The sequence below is a fragment of the Micromonospora vulcania genome (assembly GCF_042658605.1).
Lineage (GTDB): Bacteria > Actinomycetota > Actinomycetes > Mycobacteriales > Micromonosporaceae > Micromonospora > Micromonospora vulcania.
This window is the reverse complement of record NZ_JBHSQS010000032.1, coordinates 35108-50236: the sequence shown is the minus strand read 5'-3', so window position 1 is coordinate 50236 and position 15129 is coordinate 35108. Positions and strand designations below refer to the sequence as shown.

General features: G+C 72.8%; 14 protein-coding genes and 1 riboswitch. Of the genes, 7 read left to right on the top strand and 7 right to left on the bottom strand.

Features of this window, described 5'->3' with window-relative positions; genetic code table 11:
* The first annotated feature begins 178 nt into the window (after positions 1-178).
* A riboswitch (cobalamin riboswitch) is annotated at positions 179-245 on the top strand.
* 112 nt (positions 246-357) lie between these two features.
* From ACFQGL_RS29570 to ACFQGL_RS29560, 3 genes are all read left to right on the top strand, one after another.
* Positions 358-1293 (top strand): ABC transporter substrate-binding protein, encoded by a 936-nt coding sequence (locus ACFQGL_RS29570; protein ID WP_377515909.1) that lies wholly within the window; start codon positions 358-360, stop codon positions 1291-1293.
* A gap of 202 nt (positions 1294-1495) precedes the next feature.
* Positions 1496-2602, top strand: a complete 1107-nt coding sequence (locus ACFQGL_RS29565; RefSeq protein WP_377515911.1) for a FecCD family ABC transporter permease — start codon at positions 1496-1498, stop codon at positions 2600-2602.
* On the top strand, positions 2599-3408 hold the full coding sequence (locus ACFQGL_RS29560) for an ABC transporter ATP-binding protein (protein WP_377515908.1): 810 nt from the start codon (positions 2599-2601) through the stop codon (positions 3406-3408). Before ACFQGL_RS29565 ends, ACFQGL_RS29560 begins: the two co-directional genes overlap by 4 nt.
* Positions 3409-3595: 187 nt before the next feature.
* Here ACFQGL_RS29560 and ACFQGL_RS29555 read toward each other — a convergent pair whose 3' ends face one another.
* The 5 genes from ACFQGL_RS29555 to ACFQGL_RS29535 form a co-directional block, all read right to left on the bottom strand.
* The gene (locus tag ACFQGL_RS29555; protein WP_377515907.1) at positions 3596-4360 is read right to left on the bottom strand and encodes a VOC family protein; all 765 of its coding nucleotides are present in this window, start codon (positions 4358-4360) and stop codon (positions 3596-3598) included.
* 94 nt (positions 4361-4454) lie between these two features.
* On the bottom strand, positions 4455-5192 hold the full coding sequence (locus tag ACFQGL_RS29550; RefSeq protein WP_377515906.1) for an ABC transporter permease: 738 nt from the start codon (positions 5190-5192) through the stop codon (positions 4455-4457).
* A 15-nt stretch (positions 5193-5207) separates the two neighbouring features.
* Entirely contained in the window at positions 5208-6170 is a 963-nt protein-coding gene (locus tag ACFQGL_RS29545) for an ABC transporter ATP-binding protein (protein ID WP_377515905.1), read from the bottom strand.
* On the bottom strand, positions 6167-6493 hold the full coding sequence (locus tag ACFQGL_RS29540; protein ID WP_377515904.1) for a transcriptional regulator: 327 nt from the start codon (positions 6491-6493) through the stop codon (positions 6167-6169). The genes ACFQGL_RS29545 and ACFQGL_RS29540 overlap by 4 nt, the downstream gene beginning before the upstream one ends.
* Positions 6490-7128 (bottom strand): transporter, encoded by a 639-nt coding sequence (locus ACFQGL_RS29535; protein WP_377515903.1) that lies wholly within the window; start codon positions 7126-7128, stop codon positions 6490-6492. The genes ACFQGL_RS29540 and ACFQGL_RS29535 overlap by 4 nt, the downstream gene beginning before the upstream one ends.
* A gap of 74 nt (positions 7129-7202) precedes the next feature.
* Between ACFQGL_RS29535 and ACFQGL_RS29530 the strand changes: the two genes are divergently transcribed.
* Positions 7203-7802: a hypothetical protein gene (locus ACFQGL_RS29530; protein WP_377515902.1), complete on the top strand. Its 600-nt coding sequence runs from the start codon at positions 7203-7205 to the stop codon at positions 7800-7802.
* Here ACFQGL_RS29530 and ACFQGL_RS29525 read toward each other — a convergent pair.
* Both ACFQGL_RS29525 and ACFQGL_RS29520 read right to left on the bottom strand, forming a co-directional pair.
* Complete coding sequence (locus ACFQGL_RS29525) at positions 7782-10025, bottom strand: HelD family protein (protein WP_377515901.1); 2244 nt, start codon at positions 10023-10025, stop codon at positions 7782-7784. The two genes, ACFQGL_RS29530 and ACFQGL_RS29525, sit on opposite strands and share 21 nt — an antisense overlap.
* Before the next feature lie 701 nt (positions 10026-10726).
* Positions 10727-11977, bottom strand: a complete 1251-nt coding sequence (locus ACFQGL_RS29520) for an HNH endonuclease signature motif containing protein (protein ID WP_377515900.1) — start codon at positions 11975-11977, stop codon at positions 10727-10729.
* Between the two features lie 346 nt (positions 11978-12323).
* On the opposite strand from ACFQGL_RS29520, the gene ACFQGL_RS29515 reads away from it, so the two are divergent.
* From ACFQGL_RS29515 to ACFQGL_RS29505, 3 genes are read left to right on the top strand one after another with little or no spacing between them, the layout of a single operon-like run.
* A complete protein-coding gene (locus ACFQGL_RS29515; protein ID WP_377515899.1) occupies positions 12324-12908 on the top strand; it encodes an ArsR/SmtB family transcription factor in 585 nt (194 codons plus the stop codon).
* 42 nt (positions 12909-12950) lie between these two features.
* Entirely contained in the window at positions 12951-14351 is a 1401-nt protein-coding gene (locus tag ACFQGL_RS29510; RefSeq protein WP_377515898.1) for an MFS transporter, read from the top strand.
* Positions 14276-15127 carry a menaquinone biosynthetic enzyme MqnA/MqnD family protein gene (locus tag ACFQGL_RS29505; RefSeq protein WP_377515897.1) on the top strand — a complete coding sequence of 284 codons (852 nt, stop codon included), beginning with the start codon at positions 14276-14278 and terminating at the stop codon, positions 15125-15127. The genes ACFQGL_RS29510 and ACFQGL_RS29505 overlap by 76 nt, the downstream gene beginning before the upstream one ends.
* Positions 15128-15129: the final 2 nt, after the last annotated feature.

Sequence of the window (15129 nt, the reverse complement as noted above, 5' to 3'; positions counted from 1 at the left end):
CCGGCTTCGCTGCGGAGTAGTCGCTAGAACGGTAGCGCACGGCGGGGACCTGCCCCGCGTTGCGTCGATCTAGGGCGTATTGCTGTGCGGGGAGATCAATCCGCGACTATTTGCCCTAGATCAACGCGGGGCAGGTCCCCGCCGTGCGCTACCGTTCTAGCGACTACTCCGCAGCGAAGCCGGTGCGAAACCGGCGCTGTCCCGCAACTGTGATGTCCCGCCCAGGAGGGGTGGGTCTAGCCAGGTCGCCTGCGGATCGGTCGCGACACGCGCTCTCGAGGAAGGGCGCCTCGTGGGCGGGCGCACGAAAGTCCCTGTCGGCGAAGCACCACACTCCTCGACCGACAGGAGGCCCCCATGTCCAGACGTACCCCCAGGCTTTTCGCCGCGACCCTCGCGGTCGCCGCACTCGCCCTCGGCGCGTGCGCCGAGAAGAGCGCCGACCAGCCGGCGGCCGGCACCAGCTCGGCGGCCATCGCCTACCCGGTGACGGTCGGCTCGCTCACTCTCGACAAGCGCCCCGAGAAGATCGTCTCGCTCTCGCCCACCGCCACCGAGATGCTGTACGCCATCGGCGCCGGCCCGCAGGTGAGCGCGGTCGACGACCAGTCCAACTACCCGGCCGACGCGCCCAAGAGCGACCTGTCCGGCTTCCAGCCGAATGCCGAGGCGATCGCCGGCAAGAGCCCCGACCTGGTGGTGCTCTCCAACGACACCAACAAGATCGTGGATCAGCTCGGCAAGCTGAAGATCCCGGTCTACCTGCTCCCGGCGGCGACCACGCTTGACGACTCGTACCGCGAGATCACCGAGCTGGGCGCCCTGACCGGGCACGCCGACCAGGCCGCCGACGTCACCGGTCGGATGAAGGACGACATCGCCAAGCTGGTCAAGGACCTGCCGCAGCGCGCCGAGAAGCTCACCTACTTCCACGAGCTGGGCCCCGAGCTGTACAGCGCGACCAGCAAGACGTTCATCGGCTCGCTCTACAGCCAGGTCGGCCTGACCAACATCGCCGACCCGGCCGACGCGGACGGCAAGAACTTCGGCTACCCGCAGCTGTCCCAGGAGTTCATCGTCAAGGCCAACCCGGACTTCGTCTTCCTGGCCGACTCCAAGTGCTGCCAGCAGAACGCCGACTCGGTCAAGGCCCGCAGCGGCTGGGCCGGGCTGAACGCGGTGAAGAACAACCAGGTCGTGGCGCTGGACGACGACATCGCCTCCCGCTGGGGCCCGCGGGTCGTGGACCTGCTCCGGGTCATCATCGACGCGGTCGCCAAGGTGCCCGCGTGACCGTCGTCCGTCGGTGACCGGAACACCACCGGTGACCAACCCCGAACCAACCAGCGGGCCGGCCGGGACGCCACCAACGTCCCAGCCGGCCGAGCCACGGTCCGCAGCCCAGCGAGCCGAGCCACGGTCCACCGCAGGCCGAGCCGAGCCACGGCCCAAGGCCCAGCGAGCCGAGCCACGGTCCAGCGCCGGCCCCGCCGAGCTGCCGTCCGGAGCCCGGCGGGTCGACGTTGCTCCTCGGGTTGACCCGCCATCCGGCGCGCGGCCAGCCGGCCTGCGTAAGCGCTGGCTGGTGGCCGGCGTGTTCGCCGTCCTTGTCGCGCTGGTCGCCGGCGTGTCTCTCGGGCCGGTCAGCCTGCCGCCGGGAAGCGTCGCCGCCGAGCTGCTCAACCTGATCCCCGGGGTGCACCTGGAGAGCGGTCTGAGTGAGCGGGAGATTGCCATCGTCACCGAGCTGCGGCTGCCCCGGGTGGTGCTGGGCCTGCTCGTCGGCGGTCTGCTCGCCCTGGCCGGTGGCTGTTACCAGGGGGTGTTCCGCAACCCGCTGGCCGACCCGTACCTCCTCGGTGTGGCCGCTGGCGCGGGGCTCGCGGTCACCGCGGCGATCGCCCTCGGCGGTGCCGGTCGGCAGGGCGCGATCACCGGACTGCCGCTGACCATCCCGCTGGCCGCGTTCGCCGGCTCACTGCTCGCCGTGACGATGACGTACCTGCTCGGTGGCGCCGGTGGGCGGAGCCGCTCACCCGCGATGCTGATCCTGGCCGGGGTGGCGGTCTCCGCGTTCCTCTCCGCCGGGCAGACCTACCTGCTGCAACGGCACTCGGACAGCATCCAGCCGGTCTACTCCTGGCTGCTCGGCCGCCTGGCGACCGCCGGGTGGCACGACGTGCTGCTGGTGCTGCCGTACGCCGCGCTGACCACCACGGTGGTGCTGCTGCACCGCCGTGAGCTGGACGTCCTCACGGTCGGCGACGACGAGGCCACGAGCCTCGGTCTGCACCCGCAGCGTTCCCGCTACCTGCTGATCGCCGCCGCCTCGCTGGGTACCGCCGCGGCGGTCTCCGCGACCGGCCTGATCGGGTTCGTCGGCATCATCGTGCCGCACACCGTCCGGATGCTCGCCGGATCGAGCTACCGGGTGATCCTGCCGCTGTCGCTGCTGTTCGGCGCGGCGTTCCTGGCGTTGACCGACGTGGTGGCCCGCACGGCCGCCGCCCCGTCCGAGATCCCGATCGGAGTGGTCACCGCCCTGCTCGGCGGCCCGTTCTTCGTACTCGTGCTGCGTACCGCCCGACGGGTTCTCACGTGACCCCCGAGCCCGCCGGCAGCCGGTCCGAGGTTCCGGCCGTCGAGGTCGTCGGGCTGCACGTCAGCCTGGACGGCACGCCGATCCTCACCGGCGTCGACCTGGCCGTCGCAGTCGGGGAGTGGGTCACCGTGATCGGCCCGAACGGCGCCGGCAAGTCGACCCTGTTGCGCGCCGTCGGCGGCCTGCTGCGCGCGTCGGGGGTGATCTCCCTCTTCGGTACGGAGAGTGCCGCGCTGCGCCGCCGCGAGCGGGCGCGGGTGGTGGCCACGGTCGCGCAGTCCCCGGTGGTGCCGCCCGGCATGACGGTGCTGGACTACGTGCTGCTCGGCCGCACCCCGTACATTCCGACGCTGGGCCGGGAGTCGGCTGCCGACGTGGCCGCCGTGCACGAGGTGCTCGATCGGCTGGACCTCACCAGCTTCCACCGGCGGGAGCTGGCCACCCTCTCCGGTGGCGAGCGGCAGCGGGTCTTCCTCGCCCGGGCGCTGGCCCAGGGTGCGACGCTGCTGCTGCTCGACGAGCCGACCAGCGCGCTGGACATCGGTCACCAGCAGGAGGTGCTGGAGCTGGTCGACGAGTTGCGCCGCGAGCAGGGCCTGACCGTGCTGGCCACGATGCACGACCTCTCCCTCGCCGGCGAGTACGCCGACCGGATGGCCCTGTTGGCCGACGGCCAGGTGGCGGCCATCGGAACGCCCAGTGAGGTGTTGACCGAGCACCTGCTCTCCACCCACTACCGGGCCAGCGTACGAGTGGTCCCCGGCGCACACGGCCCGCTGGTGGTCCCCGTCCGCCCCCGCCCCTGACGCCGTTCCCACCGGGGGCTTGGACGTGCATGATCGCGCCCGATCCAGGGTTTAGGGGGGTCCGCGGGAGTGGGAGGCCACTACATCCAGGATCGAGCGCGACCCTGCCGCCGCGACCCGCCCTGCCGCTGGGACCGACCCTGCCGCCGGGGCCCGCCCTGCCGCTGGGACCCGCGCGTGGTTCGCGTCATTGGCCCAGGTCGATGACGGAGAAGAGGGCGCCCTGGGGGTCGCGGAGGGCGGCGAATCGGCCGGCCGGATTGTTCCGGGGCGGGACGAGGATGGTGCCGCCCAGCTCGGCGGCGCGGGCCGCGGCGGCGTCCGCGTCGGTCACCGCGAAGTACACCGTCCAGTACGCGGGCAGGTCGGACGGAAAGTCGTCGGCCAGTGGCGGCATCATCCCGGCGACGATCCGTGCCCCGAGCCGCCACCCGGTGTACGACATCCCGCCGACCGGTTGGTCGTCCGGCTGCCAACCGAACACCAGCTCGTAGAAGACCTTCGCGCCCTCCGGGTCGGGCGTGACCAGCTCGTTCCAGCTCATCGCGCCCGGCATGTTGAACACCTCGGCGCCGGGCATCGCCAGTGGCTGCCAGACGCTGAACGTGGCACCTGCCGGGTCGGCGAAGACCGCCATCCGGCCCCGGTCGAAGACCTCGAACGGCGGCACCACGACCTGCCCGCCGGCCCGCTCGACCCGCCCGGCGACCAGCTCGGCGTCGTCGGTGGCGAGGTACGTCGACCAGATCGGCACCTGGTCCGGGATCGCCGGCGGCCCGGCCCCGGCCACCGAGCGCCCGTCGAGCAGGAAGACGGTGTAGCCGCCCGCCTCGGGCTCCGGTGTCACCCGACCGGTCCAGCCGAACAGCTGCGGATAGAAGCGCCGCGCGTCGGCCAGGTCCGGGGTGGCCAGGTCGGCCCAGCAGGGCGTACCCGGCGGGACGGTGCTCACGTCAAGACCCCTCTCGGACCGGGCGACCACCACGGCCCCCTGCCGGAATCCTGGCACCGTCCCGCCGCGGCCCGGGGCCGAAACGGACGAATCGTCAGCTGAACCGGCGACCCTCGTCCCGGCGGTACGCCCAGCCGGCGAGCGATGCGAGCACGACCACCCAGACGCCGAGCATGATCAGCGACAACGGTTCGATCTTGTAGTCCCCGACCGACGCCCACATCAGCTCGGCCGCGCCCCGGGTGGGCAGGAACGGCGCGATCGTCTCGATGAACCCAGGTGCGTCGCCCGGTGCGGAGAGCAGGCCGCCACCGAACGCGAGCGGCAGGAAGACCACCTGCGCCACCACGATCGCCGCCTTGCTCGGCAGCGAGTAGCCGATGGCCAGCCCCATCAGCGTGAACGGCACCGAGATGACGGCCACGGTGCCGGCGGTCAGCAGAAACGCCCCCAGGCTGATCTCGGCTGCGGTCAGCGTCCCGCCGATCACCACGACCGGGATCAGGGAGATGTACGTCAGCGCCAGGCCGGCCAGCACCCGGCCGGCGAACCGGGGTGCCGGCCCGGCCGGCAGGGTCCGGGTGTACGGGTTCCACGGCTGGTCGCGGTCCTCGGCGACGCCGACGCCGTACTGGAAGATGTTGGCGCTCATGACCGAGAAGGTGACCATCGACGCGGTGGCGAAGGTGGCACCGACCGAATCGTCGCCGGCGAACGGTACGACAAAGAAGATCATGGCGGCGGCCGGGAAGAAGGCGCTACCGACGACGGCCACCGGGATCCGGATGATCTCCAGGAGCTGGTAACGGGCGTGAACCAAAGCGAGCTGCACGGTGATCGCGCCTCCTCAGGCGGTGGTCTGTCGGCCGCTGACAGCGGCGGTGGGCCGGTCGTCGGCGGGCTCGGGCTGGCCCTCGGCGCCGGGCTGATCCCCGATGCCGGGCTGATCCCCGGTGGTGATGGCGAGGAACGCCTCCTCCAGCGAGGTGGGCCGGACCTCCAGGTCGGTGAAGGCGGTCCCGGTGGTGACCAGCGCGCGTACCGTCTGGTCGGCGTCGGAGGTGAGCAGGTGCACCCGGCCGTCGATCCGTTCGGTGCGTACCACGCCGGGCAGCTCGGGCAGCCCGTCGGCGACCAGGCTGACCCGGCGTACGCCGACGATGCCGCGTACCGCGTCCACCGTGTCGTCGGCGAGCACCCGACCGTGCCCGATCACCACCACGCGGCGGGCCAGCGCCTCCACCTCCTCCAGGTAGTGGCTGCTCAGCAGGACGGTCCCGCCGTCCTCGTGGAACGCCCGGATCGCGTCCCAGAGGGTGTGCCGGGCGGTCACGTCCAGCCCGGTGGTCGGCTCGTCGAGCAGGACCAGCCGGGGTCGGCCGACGAAGGCCAGTGCCACGGCCAGCCGGCGACGCTGCCCGCCGGAGAGGCCGCCGGTCTGGCGGCGGGCGAGGTCGCCCAGGCCGAAACGGTCGAGCAGTTCGCCGCGCGGCACCGGGTCGGGGTAGTGCGCGGAGACGAAGTCGACGACCTCGCCGACGCGCAGGGTGCCCGGTAGGCCGGTCTCCTGCGGAGTGACCCCGACCTGCCGTCGGGACGCCGGGTCGCGGGGGTCGCCGCCGAACAGCTCGACCCGCCCGGCGCTGGGTTTCCGCAGCCCGACCAGCAGGTTCATCAGGGTGCTCTTGCCGGCGCCGTTCGGGCCGAGCAGGCCGACCAGCTCACCGGCCCGGACCTCCAGGTCGACACGGTCGAGGGCGAGGACGTCGCCGTACCGGCGGCTGGCCTGGTCGGCGCGGGCGAGGGTCATGACTGCTCCTTCGAGGGGGTGGGGTCGAGCAGGGTGGTGTCGAGCAGGGCGCGGATCGCCTCGGTGTACTCCTCGAACGCCAGCCGACCTCGCCGGCTCAGCGAGATGAGGGTGGTCGGGGTGCGTCCACGGTGGGTCTTGGTGACCTCGACGTAGCCGGCGTCCTCCAGCTTGCGCAGGTGCACCGAGAGGTTGCCGGCGGTCATCGCGAGCAGCTCCTGCAACCGGGGAAACGTGATCCGGTCCCCGTCGCCGAGCGCCGAGAGGGCGGCGACCACCCTTAGCCGGGCCTGCGCGTGGATGACCGGATCGAGATCGGTCACGGCTGGTGTCGCTGTCGTGCCCGGGCGAGCGCGCCGGCGACCAGGATCCCGCCGCCGCCGGCAATCGCGATCACCAGCGCGTGCCAGCCGGGCCCGGCGAACGTGCCGGCCAGGTTGATCACGCTGATCCAGACGCCCAGCCGGAACAGGTCCCGGTCCAGCCAGATCGCGCCGCCGGCCATGTGCAGCGCACCGGTCAGCCCGACGGCGGTCGCCGACCAGAGCAGCCCCGCCAGGTCGTGCGGCAGGTGGCCAGAGACCCGGCCGAGCACCGCGTACACGGTCACCGAACCGAGCGCCCAGGCGCAGCCGTACCAGCGCCCGCGCCGGGCCGAGTCCCCGCTCACCTGGCCGTACGCCCGGGCGCCGGCCACCGCCTGGACCGCCGCCGCGGCCGCGAGCAGGACGAAGAGGACGGTCAGCGGCAGCCAGTCGGGCAGCCGGAGGAGCACTCGACCGTCGGGAGAGAACCGCAGGAAGAACAGCCCGAAGCCGACCAGCCAGGCGACCCCCCACGGCCAGTACTGCAGCCGGGCGTCCGGCTCCAGCCGGCGTGCCGCCGACGCGCGCTGCTCCTGGATCAGCTGGAGCGCTGTCGCGGCGTCGGGAGGCGGCAGATCGTCGTCGGCGTTCACGTAAACAACTTTAAAGCACAAACCCAAGGTCGGCTGTCCCCCGCCGCCGGGGTGACCGGACCGATACTGGCCCGATGACGGAGATCGACTACCGGGAACGGTTGACCCAACTCGTCGAGCCGGGGGAACGGCTGCTCGCCACCGCGCGGGCGGAGGTCGCCCAGGGCGTCCTGCCGTCCGACCCACCGCAAGTGGAGCGTCCGACGTCCACCGGTGGGGGCGGTGTCTCCGGAGCGCTGCTCAACCTGCTCTCGCCGTTACTGCACTTCCCGGTGGGGGACCGGATCGTCGACCGGATCGCCTACGGGGTGGCCGGCAGGGGAGCAGCCGGCTCGTCCGCCTCCACGCTGCACCACGCCCGCCGGCCGGTGCCCCCGACGACGCTCCAGGACACCGTCCTCGCCGTCACCGACCAGCGGTTGCTCGTCTGCGTATCGGGCCCGGTGCAGCTCTGGTCGAGCCGGGTCGACGACGAGCGAGCCGTGGCCGGCACCCGGGTGGCCTGGTCGGCGCCCCGAGCCGTGGTGGCCGACGCCCGGGTGGGCTGGCACCGGCTCAATCCGAAGCGGCTCCGGATCGAATTCACCGACGGCTCGTGGCTGGCCTTCACGGTGCCGATCGCCGAGCCCGGCAAGCCGCTGCGCGAGATCGCCTCAGCCCTGGCCGGTCACTGACCCGTCCAGCAGCGGCGCGGGAAGCGGCTCGTGATGCAGCACGGCGAGCCGGGACACCGCGCGGGTGAGCACCACGTACAGCCGATGTAGCCCGCGTGGCTCGGCCGCGACGATCGCGGCCGGCTCGACCACCACGACGTGGTCGTACTCCAGGCCCTTGACCAGCGTCGCCGGCACCACGGTGACGCGCGCCGCGGTGGCGACGTCGTCGGCGGTCGCGGTCGGGACGTCGGCGGCCGCCAGCGCCGCGCGCAGCTCGTCGACCGCGTCGTCCGCGGCGATCACACCGACCGAGCCGTCGTGGGCGAGCGCCGCGCGCACCTCGGCCACCGTCGCGGCCGTCAGGTCGGTCACGGTACGCACGTCCAGGCCGCCGTCACTCCGCAACGACTCCGCCGGGGGTACGTCCACCGCGAGCGCCGGCAACAGCCGGTTGGCGAACGCGACCACCGCGGCCGGCACCCGGAATCCGATGGTCAGCGGGACCACCACGGCGTCCGGCTTGCCCAGGTGCGCCAGGGACTCCCGCCAGTCGGTCGCGGCCCACGGCGCGGTGCCCTGGGCGAGGTCACCGAGGAGCGTGACCGAGCCGTGCTCGTTGCGCCGCGCGATCGCCCGGCACTGCATCGGGGACAGGTCCTGCGCCTCGTCCACCACCACGTGCCCGAAACCGGAGGGGCGCTCCAGCAGCCCGGCCGCCTCGTCGATCAGCACGGCGTCGGCGGCGGTCCAGCGGGTCGCCTTCGCGGTACGCGCCGGCTTCGCCCACGCCAGCAGCGCCTGCTCGGTGTCGGTGAGCAGACCGTCCGCCGCGGCGGCGAGCCGGGCCGGATCGGCCAGCAGGGCGTACACCAGCCCTTCCGGGGTGAGCGCCGGCCAGACCGTGTCCAGGAAGTCGGTCACCTGTCGGCACCGGCCCATCCGACGCAGCCAGGCGTCGCTGGGCGACTCCGCCCGGCGTGCCTCGGCCTGCCGTTGCAGCAGGCTCACCACCCGCGCCCGGACCCGTTCCCGGCCGGTGCCGTACGGCAGCGCCTCCCGACGGGTCTCCTCCACGATCCGGTGCAGGGGCTCCAGCCCGATCCGCCAGCGGAACGAGCCGTCCGAGACGGTGATCGACTCGGTCGGGGCCCCGATGTGCGCCTGCACCGCCCGGTGCAGCACGCTGGCCATCCGTACGTCGTGCTTCAGCGCGGCGACCGCCGACGGCTCGACCGCCCGGACCGGCACCCGCGAGATCAGCTCCTCCACCGTCGCCTGCTCGACCTCGACCTCGCCGAGCGCCGGCAGCACCGCCGCGATGTACGACAGGAACGCCCGGTTCGGCCCGACGATCAGCACACCCGCCCGCCGCAGACGCTCCCGGTGCAGATAGAGCAGGTACGCGGCCCGGTGCAGGCCGACCGCCGTCTTCCCGGTGCCCGGCGCTCCCTGCACACAGATCGAGTCGGCCAGGTCCGCCCGGACCAGCTCGTCCTGCTCCGGCTGGATGGTGGCGACGATGTCCCGCATCGGCCCGACGCGCGGCCGTTCGATCTCGGCGGTGAGGATCCGACTAGTCGTGCCCAGCTCCTCGCCCCGATCCAGGCGCTCATCCTCGAAGCTGGTCAGCACCCCGTTGCTGAACCCGAACCGACGCCGTACCGCCACACCCTGCGGATCCCGCGCGCTCGCCCGGTAGAACGACCGCGAGACCGGCGCCCGCCAGTCCAGCACCAACGGCTCGCCCAACTCGTCCGTGACGTGCCGCCGCCCAACGTGATAGCGCCGCCCGGCATGATCGCTGCCGCTGCCGCTGCCGCTGCCGCTGCCGCTGCCGCTGCCGCTGCTGGCGCTGCCGCTGCTGGCGCTGGCGCTGGCGCTGGTTGTGCTGCTGTTGCCGTCGGTGGTCGTGGTGCTGTTGGTGGTCTTGGTGTCGTGGCTGGTGGTGTCGTGGCTGGTCGTGCCGTCGGCGGTGAGTTCGTCGCTCGTGGTACCGCCGAAGTCGAGGCGGCCGAAGAAGAGCGGCGTCGTCGGGTCGTCGGCCAGTTCGGCCACCCGGCGGGCCAGGGTGCGGCCGAGCGTCTCCGCCGCGTAGGCGTCGCCGGCCACCTGATCACCGGTGGCGAAGAGTGCCTCGGCGCGCTCACGCATCCGTTGCAGCGCCGCCCGCGACGTGGCCAGGTGCGCGCGCTCGGCGGCCAGATCCGCGTCCAGGTGGGTGTCAAGGTCAAGTGCGGGCATGCCGACGTCCTATCGCTCACATCTGCTGCTCGCTCGCGTGTCCGGGGGTCGGATGGCCAGCCTCCCGGCGCGGGGACGTCCGTTCCGGTGCAGCTCACCTCGGCCGTCAAGCGGCCTGCAACCTTACGCTCTCGCGCCAGCCTGTCCACCGAATTACCCAAGCGGCCACCTGATCGATACGGCGTGGCGCCCAGCTGGCCCGGCACTGAGGCGCGGTCCGGCGCCGCGGTCCGGCCATGCTTGTGGTGCGGTGCGGTGCGGTGCGGTGCCGGGGCGGCCAGGCATCGAGGTGGTGCCGTGCCGGGTCGGCCAGGCGCCGAGACGGCCTTGCCAGTGGTGCGGCGAACAGCTACCGAGGCGACCAGGTACCGAGGCGAACAGCTACCGAGGCGACCAGGTACCGAGGCGAACAGCTACCGAGGCGACCAGGTACCGAGGCGGTTTGGCGCTGAGGCGGCCTGATATCGAGGCGGCCCGCAGTGCTGCGTTAGGGCGTGACGCCGAGGAGCTTCGGCGCGAGACGGCCAGGCAGCGAGAGATGGTCAGGCATCGAGTCGGTCCGGCAGCGAGGCGCCTACCCACATGGCCCCGGCGGCGTGGCGCTGGGGCGCTTCGGCGGGAGTTGGCCGGGTACCGAGATGGCTGGCCGGAACGTCGTGTCTGCTCTCGGCCCACCCGTGGCGGTGGTGATGCTCTCGGCCTCAGCAGCGTTGATGGTAGAGGTTGCGGCGTGGGGCGCGGAGGGGATCGAGCCAGCTGGGCGGGTGGAAGTCGGGCTGGCCGTCCGGGGCGACACGGACCGTCCAGTCGCCCTGGTGGATGAGCCGGTGGTGATGGCCACAGAGCAGAACGGCGTTGCCCAGCGCCGTCGTGCCGCCGTCAGCCCAGTGCCGGACGTGGTGGCCGTCGCACCATCGGGGCGGTCGGTCACAGCCGGGGAAGGCGCAGCCACCGTCCCGCAGCACCAGCGCGCGGCGCAGGGGCCCGGTGAAGAGCCGACGCTGACGTCCGACGTCCAGGACCTGACTGTTGCCGCCCAGCACGGCCGGGAGGACGGCAGCGTCGCAGGCGAGGCGGCGGACCGTGCCGGGTGTGAGGCCCGCCCCGGTGTCCAGGGTGCCGGCGCGTACGCCGTTGACCAGCGCGTCCAGCGACACGGTCACCACGAGCTGCGGTCGGTCACCACCGCTCTCGGGAAGGCTGCCGGTGCGTAGCGCCAGTCGGCAGATCTCACCGAGCGCATCAGCCCGACGCTGACCAGGGCTGCGGTCGTCATGCTGGCCGGCCGGCGCACACAGCGGCCCGATCGCCTCACGTAGCAGGCTCGCGGTCTCGGTGTCGAGGCTCCCGCTGAGGCGTACCTGCCCATCCTGCTGCTCGGAGAGCGTGACGTGCCGGCGGGCCTCGGCCCGCTCGGCGGCCCGTTCGAGGGCGGCCAGCTCGGCCTGGTCGGCGAGGTCCGGTGCGACGTGCGTGAGGACGCGCTCGCCGAGACGGCGCAGGATCGCCGGATCGAACCGGTCGGCCCAGGCGACCAGCAACTGGGTGGCCTTGTCCGCAACCTCAGGGCCCGCCTCGGCCGGGAGCGCCGCGATCGTCTCCGCCACCACTCGGCCCTGCTCGACGCCGATGGTGCCGCTGAGCATGGCGTTGCGCACCGTGGGCGGTGCGGCGTCGACGGTGGCGGCGAGCTCGACCAGCTGACGGGCGGATCGGCCGGAGAGCCGGAGTCGTTCACGCAGCCAGACGGCGGTGGATGAGGCGCCCCGGGCGGCAGCCAGGCCGCGGGCGTCCAGCTCACGCACCAACCCGAGCTGGACGGTGGCCAGCCGCTGCGCCACCGTGTGCGTCGCATCGATCGACGCGAGCAGGTCGTCATCGGAGAGTGCCCACGGCGCGGTTTCGGCGCAGTCGTCGACAGCCCCGGCTGCCTGCGACAACGCTCTCAACATGAAGCCATGCTAGAACAGGTGTACGACATTTTCGGGGTGTCGCGCGGCCAGTCGAACGCCCAGTAGCAAGTGACTTGGGCTGGCGGGATCCACCGGGCGTGGCCGTGGGCGTGGGCGTCGTGCGGGCCAGGCCGACGTGCGGGCGGACCGCCATCATCGCCGGCGACATGAGCGCCGCCGGACCAGTGTGTTCTGCGGGGCCGCCCCCACCTGGCCTGTTGTGACAGGTGCTGCGGACGCAGCCGCGAGCCGCCAGCCGCCGGGCGCCGACTGCCGATCATGTGGGGCCCGTCGGCGGATCGCGGGGGTGATGGCGGGTTGGGTGGGTGGCCGGGATCATGGGGGGATGACCGACGCCCGTCCCGAGTCGCGTCGGATGACGATCAGTGACCCGCAGGTGATGCGGGCGCTGGCTCATCCGGCCCGGATCGCGATCATGGAATATCTCAGCAGCCGTGAGGGTGGCGGGACCGCCACCGAGTGCGCGGAGGTTGCCGGGCTGTCGCCGAGCGCGACCAGCTATCACCTGCGGGCGCTGGCGAAGTTCGGCCTGGTCGAGCAGGCACCGAGTCGGGGGGACGCGCGCGAGCGCGTGTGGCGCACGTTCAGCCCCAACTTGATGGTCGACGCGGGCCGCGAGGCCGGAGTCGAGGCCCGGGCGGCCGAGTGGGCCGTCGTCGAGGCGCACGCTGCCCGGGACCTGGGACGGACCCGGGACTGGTTGCGGCGCGCCGGGGACGAACCGCCCGAGTGGTACGACGTGGCGCTGTTCAACAACACGCTGCTGCTGCTCACTGCGGAGGAGCTGGCCAGCTTGAACGAGGCCGTCTCGGCGCTGCTGGAGCCGTACCGCCAGCGTCGCCGCCAGGCCGATCCGCCGCCGGGTGCGCGGGCCGTCGCGGTGCACTACCGGGCGGTGCCGCTGGCGTAGCGGGGGTTGTGCCGATGAGTTGTGAAGGATTATTTTCGAAGTATGTCCTTCACAACTGACGGATCGCGCTGGCCGGACGTCTGGCTCGCCGCCACGGCACGGGGCACCACGATCTGCGGCGACTTCCTCGCCGCCGCCGCGCTCGCCCTGGCACTGCAGGGTGCCGGTGCCGGCGGGCTCGCCGTGTCGGGGCTGCTGCTGGCGGCCACCCTGCCGTTGGTGGTGCTCGCCCCGCTCGCCGGTCGGCTCGCCGATCGGGTGGACAGTCGTACCCTGCTGGTGACCGTCGGGCTGGCCCAGGCCGCGATCTGCGTGCTGCTCGCCCTCGTCGACCACCCGGTCCTGGTGGTCGGGCTCGTCGCGTTGCTCGCCTGTGGGCTCGCGGTGACCCAGCCCTGTCTGGCGGCGCTGCTGCCGGCGATGGTCCGCCCGACCGACCTGCCACGGGCGAGCGCGATCAGCCAGACCGCCGTCTCGCTCGGCGCACTCGGCGGTCCGGTGCTGGCCGGGCTGCTGGTCGGGCAGTTCGGCACTCGCGTACCGCTGCTGCTGGACGCCGCGAGCTACCTGGCACTGGTGGTCGCCGGCCTGCTGCTGCGGACCCGGCGCGGCGGTCGGTCGACCGCCGTCGCACCGGCCACTGCGGACGCTCCGCGCGGTACGGCCCCCGGCTGGCGGCTGCGTCGGGATCCGCTGCTGCTCGTCATGGTCATCAGCACCGCGGTGGTGATCGCGGCGATCGGCGGCATCAATGTGATCGAGGTCTTCTTCATCCGGGAGACGCTGAACGGCTCGCCCACGACGTACGGCCTGGTCGGCGCGGCCTGGATGGCCGGCATGCTGCCCGGTGGCTGGCTGGCGGCCCGGCTCGCCCACCGGCTCGACGATGACGGTGCGCTGGTCCGCGGAGTACTGGCCACGCTCGGCGGGTGCAGCCTGCTGGTGCTGCTCGCGGCGACGGTGCCGGCGGCCGGCCTGCTGGTGCCGCTCTGGCTGGTGGCCGGCGCCGCCAACGGTGCCGAGAACGTCTTCGCCAACCTGCTCACCGCCCGGCGGGTGCCGGAGGCGATGCGTGCGCAGGCGTACGCGAGCTACGGCGCGGCGGTGCAGGGCGGCTCGATGGCCGGCTATCTGATCGGCGGCGCGCTGCTCATGGCCGTCCCGCCCCGGCCGTTGATCGCCGGTGCCGGCGTGGCCGGGTTGGTGGCGGTGCTGGCATTCGTCCCGGTCGTCGCGCGGGTGCTGCGGCGCCCGGCGCGGGACGAACCGGGCGTACGACCTCGGCGATCGGTCGGTACGGATGCGGGCTTGGCCACTTCGGGCCGGCCCGCTGCGCCGGTGCCGATGGCCGGGGATACCGTCGGGGCATGGCTGAGCGCACCGCACGCCCCCGGGTCGGGCACATCCAGTTCCTCAACTGCCTCCCGATCTACTGGGGTCTGATGCGCTCGGGCGCCCTGATCGACGTGGACCTGCACAAGGCTTCGCCGGATCAGCTGAACGCCGCGCTGGTCGCCGGCGATCTGGACATCGGCCCGATCTCGCTGGTCGAGTACCTGCGGCACGCCGACGAGCTGCTGCTCCTGCCCGATCTGGCGGTGGGCAGCGACGGGCCGGTGCTCTCGGTCAACGTCGTCTCCACCAAACCCCTCACCGAGCTGGACGGCGCCCGGGTGGCACTCGGCTCGACCTCGCGGACCGGGGTGCTGCTGGCCCAACTGCTGCTCGCCGAGCGGTACGGCGTCCAACCCGACTACTTCCGCTGCCCGCCCGACCTGAGCCAGATGCTGCTGGAGGCCGACGCCGGAGTGGTGATCGGGGACGTCGCGCTGCGGGCTCTCTACGAGGCACCGAGCCGCGGCCTCACGGTCACCGACCTCGGGCAGGCGTGGCGGGAGTGGACCGGCCTACCGATGGTCTTCGCGGTGTGGGCGGTTCGCCGCGAGTTCGCCGTCGCCCACCCGGGCCTGGTCAAGGAGGTGCACGAGGCGTTCCTGCGGTCGCGCGATCTCTGCCTGGCCGAGCTGGACCAGGTCGCCGAGTCGGCGGCCCGGTGGGAGCCGTTCGACGCCGCGACGCTGGCCACGTACTTCCGGACCTTGGACTTCTCGCTCGGAGACCGGCAGGTCGCCGGGCTGCGCGAGTTCGGCAAGCGGGCCGCCGCGGTCGGCGAGGCCCCGGTGCTGCCGGACGGCGGCCCGGCGTTCTTCGCCGGCTGAGC

Excerpts from the sequence above, each read along its gene's own strand:
- ACFQGL_RS29570 (WP_377515909.1), top strand. The coding sequence starts at position 358 with ATGTCCAGACGTACCCCCAGGCTTTTCGCCGCGACCCTCGCGGTCGCC.
- ACFQGL_RS29545 (WP_377515905.1), bottom strand. The coding sequence starts at position 6,170 with ATGACCCTCGCCCGCGCCGACCAGGCCAGCCGCCGGTACGGCGACGTC.
- ACFQGL_RS29530 (WP_377515902.1), top strand. The coding sequence starts at position 7,203 with ATGACGGAGATCGACTACCGGGAACGGTTGACCCAACTCGTCGAGCCG.
- ACFQGL_RS29525 (WP_377515901.1), bottom strand. The coding sequence starts at position 10,025 with ATGCCCGCACTTGACCTTGACACCCACCTGGACGCGGATCTGGCCGCC.
- ACFQGL_RS29520 (WP_377515900.1), bottom strand. The coding sequence starts at position 11,977 with ATGTTGAGAGCGTTGTCGCAGGCAGCCGGGGCTGTCGACGACTGCGCC.
- ACFQGL_RS29515 (WP_377515899.1), top strand. The coding sequence starts at position 12,324 with ATGACCGACGCCCGTCCCGAGTCGCGTCGGATGACGATCAGTGACCCG.
- ACFQGL_RS29510 (WP_377515898.1), top strand. The coding sequence starts at position 12,951 with ATGTCCTTCACAACTGACGGATCGCGCTGGCCGGACGTCTGGCTCGCC.
- ACFQGL_RS29505 (WP_377515897.1), top strand. The coding sequence starts at position 14,276 with ATGGCTGAGCGCACCGCACGCCCCCGGGTCGGGCACATCCAGTTCCTC.